The sequence below is a fragment of the Bacillus sp. TE8-1 genome (assembly GCF_008368855.1).
Lineage (GTDB): Bacteria > Bacillota > Bacilli > Bacillales > Bacillaceae_G > Bacillus_A > Bacillus_A cereus.
In genome coordinates this window covers 58,837-74,555 of record NZ_QPET01000016.1, presented here as the reverse complement: position 1 = coordinate 74,555, position 15,719 = coordinate 58,837, and the positions used below count along the sequence as shown (strand labels likewise).

The following is a 15,719-nucleotide window of genomic DNA, read 5'->3' as shown; positions in this document are numbered from 1 at the left end:
ATTATAATTGGTTACCTATATCATGGGATAATTACACATAAAAAACGGGACATTACCTAGATGTATGATCTAAATGCTGTCCCGTTTCCCTATGTATCTGTATAGTTATTGCAGAATTAAACCTACAATCATAATTAAACTAAATACTATCATCCAACCAAACGCGCAATAGCCAAAAATTCTAATCCATTTAGGTAATTGATTCATGTTAATTTTATTTGTGGGAACTCCTTGCATAGAAAACATCATTTTTTGATCTCTATCTCTATTATTTTGTTGTTCATACATAATATCATCACCTTTCCAGAACTATTGTGTTTATAGTATATCAGCCTAAAGAAAATTATGTACAGAATAAGAGGGGATAACATATATATTATGTGGTGAATTTTATAAATAAAGACATTTAATTGCCATGGTTCTAAGCGCTAATCCGTTATAAATTCTGAAAAAGAGCCCTACATAAATAGGAATCTTTTTCTTCAAATATTAAGTTGCTGGATATACATCAGAACCAAGGTAACGTTCTTTTATAATTTGAAGATGATGAAGCTCATGACCAGCAATGATGTATGCTAATGCACGAACTGTAACTTCAGAATTATTCGCATTTCCTCTTTGTGACCAAGCTTCTTTATCTAAGCTTCTAAGTAAACACAGGGTAGATTGGCGAACAACAATTAAATTCTCAAGAAGATCTTGCATAGATTGCTTATCAAAAGCAGCTCTAAGAACATACATATCATCATTATAGCCTGGAAGTTCTGCTGTCTCGCCTCGAGCGATAGATAGCAATCGATACGCCATAATCCGTTCTGTATCTGCTATATGACCCATTACTTCTTTTATACTCCATTTAGTAGGAGCATACCGGAAAAGTCCCTCACTATCAGAAATTTCCTTTAATAAGAGATTCGTTTCCTTCATTTGTTGTTCTAGAATATGTATGATATTTCCGTCTGATACCAAGTTGGTATACGTTGCATAATAGGAGCTATATTCACTTACTTGTGGTCTTATTTGCATACGAATCATCCTTTATGTTTAATCTTTACATATAGCTTATCATAAAAGAATTCCAAATTAATCTGAAAAATGGAGGCAAATATGCATTTTTCATCCTCCTTTTTAGTTTCATAGATGAAATGCATCTCAAATAAGAGAATCTAATTTGCGCTATGCGGAATTTCGTTTTTTTGCTGTTATAGTAGAAGATAAATATGTAAATTGAATACAGTTTGTCACTACTTATGATAATCGCCATTTAAGAAGCAGCATTTGTCCATTAAGTGAAAAACCTGTTAATAAGTTTAAAGTGAAAAACCTGTTAATAAGTTTATATTTACTACAAAAACAAACAAACTCGTCCTATTTAAAGGAGAGTTTGTTTGTTTTTGTGTTTAGATAATGGAATGCTCATGCGAAATTGTACACTATGTTCCATATTTTTTATTGAATACTTTATATCTAGCGTTTCAAGAATTTGTTTAACAATATATAACCCCAAACCACTTCCTCCAGTATTTCGATTTCTTGATTTTTCAATTCGATAAAATGGTTTGAAAATTTGTTGTAAATCTTCGTCTTTAATATTGACACCTGTATTTATAATTTGCATTTCGATTTGACCTTGTTTCGAATCCTCACTTAACTTTATATAGACTTTTTCATTATGTGGTGAATACATAACCGCATTGTGAATAATATTTTTACATGCTTTTTCTAAAAGAGCACAATCTGTATAAATAGAAAGGTCAGAATCAATTTCTTTTATTATTTCGATGCTTTTTTGAGAAGCAAAAAATTCGAGATCTTTTGTGATTGTACCTATTAACTTTGAAGGATTAACTTCCTCTACTTTTAGTTTGAAGGTGTGTTGTTCTAATTTCGATACGCTTAAAATTTCACGAACTAATTGTTCCATACTTTCAATAATTTGATGATTTTTCTTTAAATATTGATCGCGATTTTGATAAGGGCCAATATTGTAAATCATCCCTTCTAAGTAGCCTTTCATTACAGTAAGAGGGGACTTTAATTCATGTGCTACAATCGCAAAAAACTCTCTGCGTTTTGTTTCTATTTCTCTTTCTTTTTCAATATCATTTTTTAATTGTTCATTTGCTTTTTTTAAATCAAACATAGCTTGTTGTAAGTTAATAGACATGTCATTCAAACTATTAGACAATTCTCCTAACTCATCTGTAGAGCGAACCTCAATTTTTTCGGAGAAATCTAAATTTGCCATCTTTTGTGCACCTTCATTAATATAAATAAGTGGCTTTGTAATAAACCTGGAATAAAAATAAGCACTCCCTATACCAATTACGAGTACAATGATACTAATATAGGGGAGAAAGCGGACTAAAACCTGTGAAGCTTCATCAATCGGTTGAAATGTAGCAAAGACTATAAGCGTTAAACTACCATCTTGGAATTGAATTGGTTTCGTAACGTTATATGAATTGCTAAGGGTACTTGCATTCTCGAATCGTGTTGCTTTAGTAACTACTGTTTTTTGCGTACCACTTTGAATAAAAGAAAACGAAGGAGAGTAAATAATTACTCCTTCTTTATTTTGAAGATAAAGCATCGCATTATTTTTTTTTGCGTATTCATCAAAAAGTGGTATCGCATCTTGAAACGTAAGATTTTTAGACTTATCAATGATTTCGTTTATCCCTGTTTGAAGTTGATCTGTTTTATATTGCTCATAAAATGTAGGGAGAAAGAAGTATAAAGTTAAATAAATCAATACTGCAAAGGATAACAAAATGAGAGATGTAGTCATAAAGAGTTTATAAGTGATTTGCTTCATTTTCATGAGTTTCACAATACTATTCATCAATTTTATAACCAATACCCTTTATTGTTTTAATATAAGGGATAGCTAATTTTTTGCGTAGGTTTTTAATATGTGTATCAATTATTCGTGTTTCTCCAAAATAATCGTAACCCCAAACTTTCTCTACGATATTTTCTCTTGTAAGTACTTTTCTCTCATTTTGAAATAGTAGTTGTAGAATTTCAAACTCTTTTGTCGTTAATATAATTTCAACATCATTTACATAGACTCTATATGCATCCACATCGATACGAACTTCTTTAAATATCAAATGATTATTTACATTTTTATCATAACTTCTTCTAAGTACAGCTTCGACTCGTCTAATCAAAACATGAAATGAAAAGGGTTTTGTTATATAATCATCGATCCCAAGATCGAATCCTTTCATTTGATCTTCTTCTTCTTCCAACGCAGTTAGCATAATAATTGGTACGTTTGACTGACTTCGAATCATTTTAGAAACTTCAAATCCATTAAGATTGGGCATCATGACATCTAGAAGAATTAAATCAAAGGATTGCTTATTAAATTGTGTCATACCCTCTAGTCCATCTGAAGCGACTACCACTGTATAATGCTGTGTCATTAAAAATTGTTTAATTAATTCCTGAATTTCTTGATCGTCCTCTACCACGAGGATATGATAGTTTTTCATAATATCACCCCTGGTAGTCATTATAGCCGTACAATCTGGAGTTTATGTGGAGATACAGTAGTAAACTTCATAGAACGCTTACTACCAAAAAGTATTATTAGCTATATTACTTTTTTATGGAGAAATAATTGCTTAAAAAAACTTATTGTATGAATTGGTGTACGATTAATATTTACGAAAAACTAATGTATAATAATGTGAATTGTATGTAGTTTCTTAAAATTTGTGAAAATATACTTTTGCTTCTTTACCAAAAGAGGAAAAGGAATTTCAATATAGAAGAAACTACCGTAATACTAGAGTGTGTGCCAAGAACTTTGGATTTCTTTCATCTAGTTTCTATTTAATCGTTAATCACTACATAATAATGTTCTTGCTAAACCAAAAGTTTAAAGGTACAAACTTGGAGAGATTTATATAATGCTAGAAAGGTTGTGAAATGATTTGATGGGTTATAAAGCGATGCTGTTTGATTTAGATGATACATTACTTGATAGGGATAAAGCAGTAGAGGCATTATTTTTAATTGTTTTAGAAAAGTGTTATGAAAATGTAGATGGTGCGGCTAAAAGCAACATGTTACAGAAATTCAAAGAATACGATAAAAGAGAATATGGCATAAGTAATAAAACGACAGTTTTAGAATCATTGTTTGATGAATTCACGCCAAGGTATAGATTGCCACGCAATTACATCCAAGATTTTTGGAATAATAATTTCCCTAGATGTTTTTCAATAGACAAAAATACTATTCATTTCTTAAATCAAATAAAGAAGCACTGTAAAGTTGGAATTATAACAAATGGCTCAACTCAGAGGCAAAAAGCTAAAATATTTAACACGAATTTAAATAGGTATTTTGAAACAATCATTATTTCTGAAGAAGTAGGATTTAGTAAACCTGATAAACGTATATTCGAACTAGCATTAAATAAGCTAAATTTACAACCGGAACATACTTTATTTGTTGGGGATGACTTAGAAAAGGATATTGCTGGTCCTCAAAATGTAAATATAAAAGGGGTGTGGTTTAACCCTCAGAAAATCAATAATACTACCAAAATACAACCATATGCCGAGATTAACACTTTGGATAATTTGTTAAGTTATGTTACTCCACAATATTTTTATAACAAGTAAAAGTAATTCCATATATATATATATTAAATAATATAAAAAAGAGAAACTATCATTAATTTCATTGACCGTATTAGTAATAAAAATATATACTTACAATAAAAAATAGAGGCGATTTTAATAGCTGTGGCTAATTTAATCTATGATTAATACGAAGTCTTGTAAAACAATTTTACTCATACTGTGTAAATTATAAAGGGGTGGTGTATAGTGATAATAAAGTTATTGAATTTTGATTAAAAAAGATAAGAGCCTTACTACATTCTATATGCAGCAAGGCTCTTTAAAGTTGTTTCAAATTATATCCATCTGCTTATGTAATGCTTAAAAAATGAATAATAAAGTTGTTTACTTCTTATTAAACTAACGCCCCCGTTTTTAAGTGTAACTCTTCACAATTATTTGATATTATATAGATGAATAGAAATATAAATCAGAATTTAGTTTATAGTTATAAAAATAAGTTATTTATACCCTTATAATTCTTCAGAAAGGAGAGTGTATGAAAAAGACTATTGTTTTTGTATTAACGATATTTATATTATTCTCAGGATTCGCAACACAAAGTTATGCGTTGTCAGATTCGAAATCTGTGGCAATACAAGCATTGCTAGATGATGCCTGTCGTACGTCAGGTGTGCCTGGAATGTCACTCTCAATACTTGCTGATGGTGAAGTGTTCTACTTTTCTTCTGGGTATGCAGATCTTGAAAAGGGACTGTCTGCAAGTGAAAATACACTCTATGAGTTGGCCTCGGTGAGTAAAGCTTTTACTGGTATGGGGATTTTGCTATTGGAAGAGCAAGGGCTGCTATCAATGACTGACCCTATCCAAAAATATTTACCTTGGTTTACGTTAAAGTATCAAGGTAAACCTGTTGATATGCAAAACCTTACACTAAATAACTTTCTTCACCATACCAGCGGCCTGACAAATATTAGACATCTTCAAAATATTCCACAAGGTAATACGCCTGATATGTTGCAAAAGACTGTGGAAACGCTGGTAGATGCAGAATTGGCGTTCTCTCCCGGTGAACAATATAACTATGGAACCGTTAATTATGACGTATTGGGTTTGGTTATTGAGATTGTATCACGACAAAGCTATGAAGACTTTATGAAGGAACAGGTATTTCTACCCTTAGGTCTTCACCAGACGTATGTTTATAAAGAAGATGCTCAAGCCACTGGACAGTTAGCACAGGGCTACCGTTCTTCCTTTTTTATAACAACTCCATTTAACGCTCCGGATTATGCTGGGAATAAACCTGCCGGCTATATCATTTCTAATACAAAAGATATGGTGCGTTGGATGGGCATACAGATGGGTATCGTGCAGGACATACCCGAAATATTTCACAGGGCCATCGAAAAATCACATAGAGGTGATATGTCTGTTTCGGCTGTCAATGATATGTATTATGCGGCAGGTTGGTCGGTAAACGCCGAACAAACGTTTATAGAACACACTGGGCGTAATCCAAATTTTAGTACCAAAGTAGCCATACTGCCAAATGAAAGAACAGCCATCTGCTTACTGAGCAACGGCGCAAATACCAATATAAACCTGGTACTACAAGTTAATGATATATTAAACGGCAATCTAACTCAGTCATATGAGATAAGCGGCACACAGCTTTTGGACATCATTTTGTCGTCTACCACAATTATTCTTTGCCTATTAGCCGTTCTGTTATTTTTCTTAGGATTAAGAAAAAGGAAAATGAATGAGCAGCAGCCAATGACAAAAAAGAGAACAATCGTAACAATTATTTTCCTAATCGCTACGATTGCCCAGTGTATAATGTTTTTTGCCTTCGATTGGTCAACGATACTTATTTGGCAAACATATAGTGTTCTTACAGCTTTAATTTCGTCAACATTATTAACAGCAAGCATTACTTGGTTTGTATATACTCATCGATTAGGTGCTTCGGTCCGAAAATAAGTATAATGTTAAGTAAATAAATCTTAATTTATCGATATCCTTAATTTAAAAAACAGAAGACACCTCGGTGTCTTCTTTAATGTCATCGACACTTCTCCTAGTTAAAACCACTTGCTATTTCTTCCACTAACCTGCCTCGTTAGTAGAAGAAGGATTTTTAAACTACTATATTATTTTTTAAATGACTTTATTGTAAATTCAACAACTTTATTATCTCTGTACAGGTGGGACTATGGAAATAAAGAAAGTAGTAATCGATGGAATCAATATTGCGCTCATTAGAAACGATAAGGTATTAATATCGGATGTTCAGTCTGCATTAGATACTATGGCAACAGTTCAATATGAGGTAGATGCGAAACATATTATTATCCATAAATCTTTAATAAGTGAAGATTTCTTTGATCTAAAAACACGGCTTGCGGGCGATATCCTTCAAAAGTTTATAAACTACAAGGTAAAGATTGCTATTGTTGGAGATTTCTCTATGTATACTAGTAAAAGCTTAAAGAATTTTATTTATGAATGTAATAAAGGGAATGACATTTTTTACTTAGCAACTGAACAACAAGCAATTAAAAAACTAAGTACATTAAAGTAATAATTATATCCTGCTAAATTCCCCCATTTCACTTAGTTCATAATTATATACGATATAGAAGAACTGATGTTTGTGGTAAACTAAGAGATGAATAAAGGGGGAGTTTTTTTGAACAATTTTAATAATATAATCCAAGATTTAAATAATATAGTTTACAAACCTAACAACTTAATGATTACGAATCTAAAAGAAGAAAAGCAAAACGCAGAATATGCCGGATGTTTATTCCACTTAAATAACAAAACCATTCGTTTTAGAAAATCAAAAGTTACACCTAATAAAATTGGTCAATTCGTTTCTTTTTGGGAGAAAGATGAAAATATGCGAAATAGAGCTTTCTCTTATGAAGCTGCTCCTGATTTATTAGTAATCACTTGTATTGCTGATAATAAACTAGGGCAATTTATTTTTCCTAAAGAGATTCTTCTTAAAGAAAAAATATTGAGAACACAAAGTCAAACAGGGAAAATGGCAATGAGAATTTATCCTGTTTGGGATACCACTGTTAGTAATCAAGCTAAAAAGAGCCAAGCATGGCAACTTCAATATTTTGTTGATTTAAGTGATAGTAATAGTTTGCCTATAGATAAACTATTAAATTTATATTCGTAGCTTTTGGTTTGCCACAAAAAGAAGTGATTACAAAAAACATGTGTAATGACACCTCCTATGTGAATCGTAATTTTTGTACCGGTACAGTTTAATGAAATGTACGTTGTTACAGTGCCCCTTAAAATTTACAATCAGCATATATTATTTAAACTTATAAATTTTTAAGGGGTGCTAAATATGACAAGTTTACAAGATCAGCTTTTCACAAGATTAAATCTTAAAAAACGTAATGAAGTAACGTTTGAAGAATTACCTACCATACTCTTTTCGTTTGCGCATACTATACCATTTGAGAATTTAGATGTTATAGCACGAAATACGAATCAAATCTCTCTGGAAAACTTACGAGAGAAAATTTTAACTAGTTCCCGTGGTGGACTTTGCTACGAATTAAATACTCTTTTTTACTATTTCTTAAGAGACTGTGGCTATGATGTACAACTGGCATTAGGTACGGTTTATAAAAACGATATAAATGCATGGGCACTTGAGGATGGCCATATAACAATTATTTTAACTTATGATAATGTACAGTATTTAATTGATGTAGGTATAGCTTCGTTAGTACCTCTTGTTCCTGTACCTTTTACTGGTAAGTCTGTCTCTTCAAAAAATGGTTCGTACCGGGTGAGACGAAAAGATACGAGTAAAGGAAATTATGTTTTAGAAAGAATAGATACTGATGGAGAATGGAAAGTTTGTCATGCTTTTTATAAACATAATATTGATGAGATAGTAGTAAACGATGTTCAAAGAAGAGTGATAGAAGATGAGAAGTCTATTTTTAATAAAGGACCAATTGCAGTAAAGTTGACGAACTCCGGTCATATTTCATTAACGAATACAAGTTTAACTGAAATTATTCATGGGGAAAAAACTAAGCTTGAAATTACAGAAGATCAATATAGAGAGTTTTTATATACTTTATTTTCTATTAAGTTATGAATAAACAAATAGCCGGTTCTTATTCAGAAGCGGCTATTTTTATTATTTTTGATGTAAATGGTTTTCTTCTAATACGTTTCGGAAACTGCGGTATAGTTAATATTTTTAATGTTTCCTCAGCTTCTTCATATGTATGAAAAATTGGTTCTTTTCCATCATCCCCTTGTAAAACTAGCCCTTCATCCCGGATTACATATGGCATAAAACCACCCCATCTATTAAAGAATTCTGTTCTTTTGCAGCAGAATAACACGATTTAAAGTTTGATTTTCTTAATACATATAATACACTAGAACAGTACGAAAAAGTATGTACAATGAATTTTGAATGTAAAGGAAGATTATTATGTCAGTTATTGATAAATTGAAACTTAATAAGTATACAAATATGGTCGTTATTAACGAACCAAGTGATTATGACATTTTTACAGGTAAAGAAAATGGATTCTCAAAAGAACACGATGCTATCTTTATATTTGTAGAAACGCTTGATGAAATGGTGAAACAAACGAATTTTATTATTAGTAATGAAGAATTACTAATTGAAAAAGGTTACCTATTCTTCGCATATCCGAAAAAAGGTAATGCTCGTTATAGTACGTTTATTCACCGTGATGAGATGTTTCCGGCATTAAACGTTGGAGAAGATGGTTATGTGGGAGAAAGCGATATTAAATTTGCACGAATGGTAAGTATGGATGAAGTCTTTACTGTTGTAGGTTTAAAACGTGAAAAGAAAAAAACAACGAAAACATCTGCTATGAGTCAATGTGTTGCCGATTATGCAGATCGAATTAAAGATGTTGAAGCATTATTAGCTAATCATCCGAATGAACTTAAGTTTTATCAAAGTTTAACGCCTGGATACAAAAAAGATTGGGCACGTAATCTTTTTTCTGTGAAACAAGAAAAAACTCGTGAAAAACGTCTAGAGAAAATGATAGAAATCCTTTCACAAGGCTATAAAACAATTGAATTATTCCGTAAGAAGAAAAAATAATGATTAAGGAAGTCACAATGCTGCAACAATTAATTGTGATGAGTACATTGAAAAAAGCATTCCTTCCATTATACTAAGGAATGTTCTTATATTTATATAATTAGCAAAAGAGAAAAGGTGTTTGAAATGAAATCGTATATTGTAGTTGGATCTGGAATTTTAGGAGCGTCTACTGCTTATCATCTTGCTAAGACAGGTGCGAATGTTACTATCGTGGATCGCCAACAATTAGGGCAAGCAACTGATGCAGGAGCAGGAATTGTATGTCCATGGTTATCACAGCGTCGTAATAAAGCATGGTATAAAATTGTTAAAGGCGGTGCACGTTACTATTCTTCGTTAATTCAGCAATTAGAAGAAGACGGTGAAACTGACACAGGATATAATCGTGTAGGTGCAATTAGTTTACATACTGACGAGAAAAAGTTAGATCAAATGGAAGAGCGAGCTTATAAACGACGTGAAGATGCCCCGGAGATTGGTGAAATCACTCGCTTATCAGCTGAAGAAACAAAAAAATTATTCCCAGCATTATCAGACGAATATAGTTCTGTTCATATTAGTGGTGCTGCACGAGTAAATGGGAGATTATTACGCAATGCATTAATAAGTGCTGCGAAAAAACATGGTGCAACTTTCATAAAAGGCGATGCTATATTAGTCCGTGAAGGAAATCATATTACGGGAGTTACAGTAAACGATGAAACAATTTTAGCAGAAAAGGTTATTGTAACTGCAGGCGCATGGGCGAATGAAATCTTGAAACCATTAGGAATTAATTTCTTAGTTACATTCCAAAAAGGACAAATTGTTCATCTGCAAATCGAGAATACAGCAACAGAAAATATGCCAGTTGTTATGCCACCGAACGATCAATATATTTTAACGTTTGACAATGGGCATGTCGTAATTGGTGCAACACATGAGAATGATACTGGTTTTGATCATCGTGTAACAGCAGGTGGTTTACATGAAGTATTCCATAAGGCATTAACAGTTGCGCCTGGCTTAGAAAATGCTACAATGCTTGAAACGAGAGTTGGATTCAGACCATTTACACCAGGATTCTTACCTGTTATCGGACCGCTACCTAACTTTGAAGGAATTCTCGTTGCGAATGGATTAGGGGCTTCGGGTTTAACAGCTGGTCCATATCTAGGAGCGGAACTTGCTAAACTAGCGCTCGGAAAAACGATTGAATTAGATTTAAATGATTATGATGTTGCTGGCGCAATTGAATAATATAGGGTACTGCTAACATTTAGGAAAAACCATGCTAAACAAATTCGACAAGAAATAATCAGTTTTTCCTCTGTTAAGAGTAAGCCTGTTTATGAAAAATAAAATTATTTAAAAATAGAGGGCCGACATTATAAACCTGCATTAATAATGTAGAATTGTGATGGCGGCTCTTTATTCATATTGATTTAAAACTTATTTTCGAGAGGAGGTTAAGTAATGAGGGCGTCATATCAAGTATTGATATTTCCTTATATAAAAACTGCCGATTCTATTCAATATGCCATTTTTAACCGAAGTGATTATGGTTATTGGCAAGGAATAGCTGGTGGCGGAGAAGACGGTGAGATTCCTATTGAATCAGCAAAACGGGAAGCGTTTGAAGAGGCTGGTATTACAAGAGAATGTCCATATATACAATTAGATTCTGTGTCTTCACTACCAGTAGAGGATGTAGTTGGAGGATTCCTTTGGGGAGAAGAGGTTTATGTAATAAAAGAATTTTCTTTTGGAGTTAAAGTCCCTACAAAAAACATATTATTATCTAAAGAACACTTTAATTATAAATGGTTATGCTTTGAGGAAGCAGTAACGCTTTTGAAATGGGATAGCAACAAAACAGCATTGTGGGAATTAAACAAAAGACTATTAAAACAATAAAAGTTTTTGCTAACAAAAATAGTTGTGGAAGAAGAATTGAACCATTAACAAACCCTTGCTACACTTCTAAACAATGTTTTATAGATTTGGCATGGGTAATGAACGAACAGAACTTGTACTAAGAAAAGCCCTATACACTTGCCTCTGAAAAAATGAAAATAGTTAGAAATATTTTTATATCGTACGGTTTTTGGCTATGAATAACGGAATAAATATTAAGTATTCAACAGTTCAAATAAAACGAGTTAGCTTTTTATTTTAGGAAGAAAGATGACTCGTTTTATGCTAAAATTCGCTTAGTGTATATTTTCGTTAAAATGTGGGTGGGCCCCCTTTTAGCAAAACCGGAGTGGGAATGATGAGTATAAATAGTTTTGTGGGATTGATAAATAACGAATTATTAAAAGAGGTAAGTATCAGAAGTGAGGATGAATTCGAGCCTGTAGTAGTTAAAGATATTCCTAGACTTTGGAAGTGTTTAGGAACAGGTAATTATGCCGCAGTATTCATGCACAAAGAATACAAAGATTGGGTAGTGAAAGTTTACGTGCGAGAAGGAGAAGGAATTGAAAAAGAGTCAGAAGTATACCGAAGAATCGGAAATCATCCTTCTTATTCAAAGCTTATATATAAAGGAGAAAATTTCATAGTATTGAAACGTTTAAAAGAAATTACCTTATACGATGCTATTCATAAGGGGATTAAAATTCCTAAGCAGGTAATACTTGATATCAATAAGGCTTTAGAGTATGCGAGGGAACAGGGATTAACTCCTTGTGATGTTCACGGGAAAAATGTGATGATGGAAAAAGGAAGGGGATATGTAGTCGATGTATCTGATTTCTTAAAAACAAAAGAAGATAGTAAGTGGAGAGACCTAGAAAAGGCATATTTCACCTTTTATTTTCCTTTCATATATAAATTGCCTTTCCCTATTAAAGTACCGTATTTTATGTTAAACATTGTTAGACGTTCGTATAGAAAATATAAGAAGCTTAAAAAGAAATTCAAATTGTAAAAGGATCACATATGTTCCTGAAAACGAGTTAAATTCACATAAATAACTTTAGAAAAATTTCAAATTTTGTTTGGGGGCTACTCCAAGACCTTAGCTTGCTGGGCATGTGGTGTTACCTCAAAAAATAAAAAGATTAGGAGTGAATCCTAATCTTTTTATTTATACATATTTTTGTTAGTTATATCACTATCAATTCCAAAACGGGATATTTTGAATAAATGAAACCGTCAAAATAAGTGTTGATGCGGAACCAGCAGTTACTAAAGTTACTATTTTTCGTCCATTCTGTTCTTTTGAAGGTTTTATAAGTTCTGTAATTAACACAATCCATATTATGATAGATACTATTGAAATAATATTTATAGACATATGTAACACATCTCTTCGTGTTTTTACATAAATATTTCTTCTTTTATAAAATAAAAGCAATTTAACAAGAAAATATGTAACGCATTAAAAATCAATATTTTCCTGTTAAACCACCTTTTTTAAATAGAAATACGACTGATAAAACGATAACAACAGCCTTCAAACTGCCCCAATATGGATAAATAGCATGATCTGTTAGACTAGCATATTGAAAGATATTCTCTAAACCGAAAATTCCTATCATGACTGCTAAAATGAATGAAGCTGATCCATACATCCCTTTACGATAGAGGGTAAATAAATAGACTGCGAAAATTAGTGGTAAGATGATTTGTAGTACGATTATCATAGTTCGTCCCCCAGATTATTTATAATTATATTATATACAAAATTGTAATAAAAAGGAATACGACTTATTTGATACTAACAGAACTACTCTAATCATATTCTTCTATAAAAAGAAGAAAAAGGGGTGTACAGTTAATTGACAAAAGTTAAAGTTAGTTTACGACCCATTGTTCATAATATAAATTTACCAACCGTATTGAAAACAACAATACTTCCAGGTGAATCAACCGAAAGACTATTTATCGCAACTCAATTAGGGGAGATTTTTTACATAGGGGACGGAGTTATAAAGACATTTTTAGATATTCGTCACCTAATTATTAAATTAGGTACATTTGAAGAAGGTGTTTCTAGTAGCGGTTATGATGAACGCGGATTGCTTGGACTTGCGTTCCATCCACAATTTTATCAAAATGGGTTATTTTATCTTCATTATTCAGTAGCTGGAACTCAAGGGCCAGGTGCATTTTCTGAGCAATTTAAACCGAATCCTTGTGACCCTAAAACGCTAAATTTAAAGTGGGTTAATAGAAATACGCAATATGATCACATTGATACAGTAGAAGAATGGACTTTACAATCTAATGGTCAAGCTCAAAAGCTACGAACATTACTGAATGTAAGAAGACCATTTTTTAATCATAACGGAGTCAATAGTTTAAACTTTTCACCTGAGACTGGAAAACTTGTTTTTACAAATGGAGATGGCGGGTCAGGTTATGATCCATTTAATTTAAGCCAAGATGATTTAGAAATAGCAGGTAAAATAATTGAAATCGATGTAAGTAAAAATACATTTATAAATAACCCTCCTGTAGTTACACGCTTTAATGAACTTCCTTTATCTATACAAGAAACACTTACAGTAATTGCAAAAGGAGTACGTAATATAACCGGCATTTCATTTCAAAGGTTTTATAATCAATATATCAAATACGCCGGAAATGTCGGACAAGATATTGTAGAGTCTATTTTTTCATTTATTCAATATAAACCTATACCGGTTACAGAACTTGTTCAAATGCATTTTATGAGGTTAACTCCCAATCAAGATGGGGTTATCAATTTTGGGTGGCGAGGATGGGAAGGGGATTTACCTACTTCTTTTATACGACATTGTTCTGAGAATCAGACTTTGGATGAGAGAACAATGGTTTATTATGATGAAACAATACAAACTTCAGTCAAGCGTATTCTGCCTCTACTTAGTTATTTTCATAAAGATTCTAGAACAGATAAGTTTGGAGGAACTTCACTTACAGGAGTTCAGCCATATATGGGAAATGCAATTCCAAATTTAACAGGTAGCGTTGTTTTTACTGACCTTGCCAAGAAAGGAGAATCTCAGTCTCCAATTAAGGGTGTTTTAGCCTATACTAGAGCAGGTACAGACGGTAAACATGCTGACTTTCATGCTATTGAAACCAATTATGATTTTGGTACGCAACCAGCTTATTATATGAGTTTAGGAACAAATTCGGATCAAACTAAATTATATTTAGGAGTTTACAGTTCTATGAAAGTAACTGATTTTAACAAAGGTACCATTTTTGAAATTATTCCCTGATACGATATACAATCGTAGTTTAATAATCCAAGGAATTTATTTTGTTTCAAAACGCACAATTTATCCCCCTAAAAGTCTTTTATTATATAGTAATTCATAACAAGTAGAAAGCAGCTCATAAACCACTACTGTATGAATAATATAGAAAGTAATGAATGAGGCATCTTTAGGGGGAGATATTGATGAATCGGTTTGTACGTTATTGGTATCAACTGATGATAGAACATGATACGAGTTTTGTTCATAAAAGAAAATTGTCCCTTGCGAATAAGTTAGTACTGACAGCTTTGATGAGTGCATTGGCCACCATGTTTCAAGCAGCTGGGAACTTAGTTCCTGGTATAGGTTTGCTCATTAGTCCATTTTCGACATTACCGATTTTTTTTGCTATTTTCTATTCTATTCGTGAGGGAATACTTTCTTATATTCTTACTATTTTTCTATTATTTATTATTGAGCCCAGTGAACTAATTGTCTTTCCTTTTACTACAGGCTTATTAGGTCTAGCCTTAGGAGTATCTTTTTTAAAATTAAAGAGGAGAATTTGGATTGTTTCCTTTTCAGCAACTTGTCTACTTATTGGTATTATGATCGTTCTCGATGTTTTCCGTTTTCCGGTACTTGGTCCTGCTGTTCATACAACTATGGATATAAAAATTATTTTATCAATATTTATAATGAGTTTTCTATACTGTTGGATTTATGCAGGTTTTTGCAGAATAATGATGAATAGATTATATAAAGTGTTGTATTGACAATGGCATAATGAG

At 32.1% G+C, this 15,719-nt stretch carries 18 protein-coding genes; 11 read left to right on the top strand and 7 right to left on the bottom strand.

Annotation, left to right across the window (positions count from 1 at the left end; all coding sequences use genetic code 11):
- Positions 1 to 105: 105 nt before the first annotated feature.
- The 4 genes from DN404_RS17210 to DN404_RS17195 form a co-directional block, all read right to left on the bottom strand.
- Positions 106 to 288 carry a hypothetical protein gene (locus DN404_RS17210; RefSeq protein WP_000273238.1) on the bottom strand — a complete coding sequence of 61 codons (183 nt, stop codon included), beginning with the start codon at positions 286 to 288 and terminating at the stop codon, positions 106 to 108.
- Between the two features lie 201 nt (positions 289 to 489).
- Positions 490 to 1,026 (bottom strand): DinB family protein, encoded by a 537-nt coding sequence (locus DN404_RS17205; protein WP_001167138.1) that lies wholly within the window; start codon positions 1,024 to 1,026, stop codon positions 490 to 492.
- Between the two features lie 346 nt (positions 1,027 to 1,372).
- Positions 1,373 to 2,845, bottom strand: coding sequence for a sensor histidine kinase (locus DN404_RS17200; protein ID WP_001084895.1), 1,473 nt, complete (start codon positions 2,843 to 2,845; stop codon positions 1,373 to 1,375).
- Positions 2,838 to 3,503: a response regulator transcription factor gene (locus DN404_RS17195; protein ID WP_000800727.1), complete on the bottom strand. Its 666-nt coding sequence runs from the start codon at positions 3,501 to 3,503 to the stop codon at positions 2,838 to 2,840. The genes DN404_RS17200 and DN404_RS17195 overlap by 8 nt, the downstream gene beginning before the upstream one ends.
- A gap of 447 nt (positions 3,504 to 3,950) precedes the next feature.
- Here DN404_RS17195 and DN404_RS17190 point away from each other — a divergent pair, with 447 nt between their 5' ends.
- The 5 genes from DN404_RS17190 (at position 3,951) to DN404_RS17170 (ending at position 8,749) form a co-directional block, all read left to right on the top strand.
- Entirely contained in the window at positions 3,951 to 4,643 is a 693-nt protein-coding gene (locus DN404_RS17190) for an HAD family hydrolase (RefSeq protein ID WP_000540710.1), read from the top strand.
- A gap of 499 nt (positions 4,644 to 5,142) precedes the next feature.
- On the top strand, positions 5,143 to 6,591 hold the full coding sequence (locus DN404_RS17185; RefSeq protein WP_000751389.1) for a serine hydrolase domain-containing protein: 1,449 nt from the start codon (positions 5,143 to 5,145) through the stop codon (positions 6,589 to 6,591).
- Positions 6,592 to 6,823: 232 nt separating this feature from the next.
- A complete protein-coding gene (locus tag DN404_RS17180; RefSeq protein WP_149215277.1) occupies positions 6,824 to 7,192 on the top strand; it encodes a DUF4180 domain-containing protein in 369 nt (122 codons plus the stop codon).
- 87 nt (positions 7,193 to 7,279) lie between these two features.
- Positions 7,280 to 7,804, top strand: a complete 525-nt coding sequence (locus DN404_RS17175; protein WP_074619061.1) for a MepB family protein — start codon at positions 7,280 to 7,282, stop codon at positions 7,802 to 7,804.
- Positions 7,805 to 7,981: 177 nt separating this feature from the next.
- Positions 7,982 to 8,749 (top strand): arylamine N-acetyltransferase family protein, encoded by a 768-nt coding sequence (locus DN404_RS17170; protein ID WP_000202756.1) that lies wholly within the window; start codon positions 7,982 to 7,984, stop codon positions 8,747 to 8,749.
- A gap of 19 nt (positions 8,750 to 8,768) precedes the next feature.
- Here DN404_RS17170 and DN404_RS17165 read toward each other — a convergent pair whose 3' ends face one another.
- The gene (locus DN404_RS17165; protein ID WP_001147156.1) at positions 8,769 to 8,951 is read right to left on the bottom strand and encodes a hypothetical protein; all 183 of its coding nucleotides are present in this window, start codon (positions 8,949 to 8,951) and stop codon (positions 8,769 to 8,771) included.
- Positions 8,952 to 9,094: 143 nt separating this feature from the next.
- Here DN404_RS17165 and DN404_RS17160 point away from each other — a divergent pair, with 143 nt between their 5' ends.
- From DN404_RS17160 to DN404_RS17145, 4 genes are all read left to right on the top strand, one after another.
- Positions 9,095 to 9,748 (top strand): YdeI/OmpD-associated family protein, encoded by a 654-nt coding sequence (locus DN404_RS17160; protein WP_113304040.1) that lies wholly within the window; start codon positions 9,095 to 9,097, stop codon positions 9,746 to 9,748.
- A gap of 126 nt (positions 9,749 to 9,874) precedes the next feature.
- Positions 9,875 to 10,990, top strand: coding sequence for an NAD(P)/FAD-dependent oxidoreductase (locus DN404_RS17155; protein ID WP_000844396.1), 1,116 nt, complete (start codon positions 9,875 to 9,877; stop codon positions 10,988 to 10,990).
- A gap of 216 nt (positions 10,991 to 11,206) precedes the next feature.
- Entirely contained in the window at positions 11,207 to 11,647 is a 441-nt protein-coding gene (locus tag DN404_RS17150) for an NUDIX hydrolase (RefSeq protein ID WP_149215276.1), read from the top strand.
- Positions 11,648 to 12,002: 355 nt separating this feature from the next.
- Positions 12,003 to 12,665: a protein kinase family protein gene (locus DN404_RS17145; RefSeq protein ID WP_006929730.1), complete on the top strand. Its 663-nt coding sequence runs from the start codon at positions 12,003 to 12,005 to the stop codon at positions 12,663 to 12,665.
- A gap of 189 nt (positions 12,666 to 12,854) precedes the next feature.
- Here the strand turns inward: DN404_RS17145 and DN404_RS17140 are convergent, their stop codons facing one another.
- A complete protein-coding gene (locus tag DN404_RS17140; protein ID WP_000026325.1) occupies positions 12,855 to 13,034 on the bottom strand; it encodes a hypothetical protein in 180 nt (59 codons plus the stop codon).
- Positions 13,035 to 13,125: 91 nt separating this feature from the next.
- On the bottom strand, positions 13,126 to 13,383 hold the full coding sequence (locus DN404_RS17135; protein ID WP_000587700.1) for a hypothetical protein: 258 nt from the start codon (positions 13,381 to 13,383) through the stop codon (positions 13,126 to 13,128).
- Between the two features lie 135 nt (positions 13,384 to 13,518).
- On the opposite strand from DN404_RS17135, the gene DN404_RS17130 reads away from it, so the two are divergent.
- Both DN404_RS17130 and DN404_RS17125 read left to right on the top strand, forming a co-directional pair.
- The gene (locus DN404_RS17130) at positions 13,519 to 14,949 is read left to right on the top strand and encodes a PQQ-dependent sugar dehydrogenase (RefSeq protein ID WP_149215275.1); all 1,431 of its coding nucleotides are present in this window, start codon (positions 13,519 to 13,521) and stop codon (positions 14,947 to 14,949) included.
- A 182-nt stretch (positions 14,950 to 15,131) separates the two neighbouring features.
- Positions 15,132 to 15,704, top strand: coding sequence for a YybS family protein (locus DN404_RS17125; RefSeq protein ID WP_001079232.1), 573 nt, complete (start codon positions 15,132 to 15,134; stop codon positions 15,702 to 15,704).
- The last annotated feature ends 15 nt before the right edge of the window (positions 15,705 to 15,719 follow it).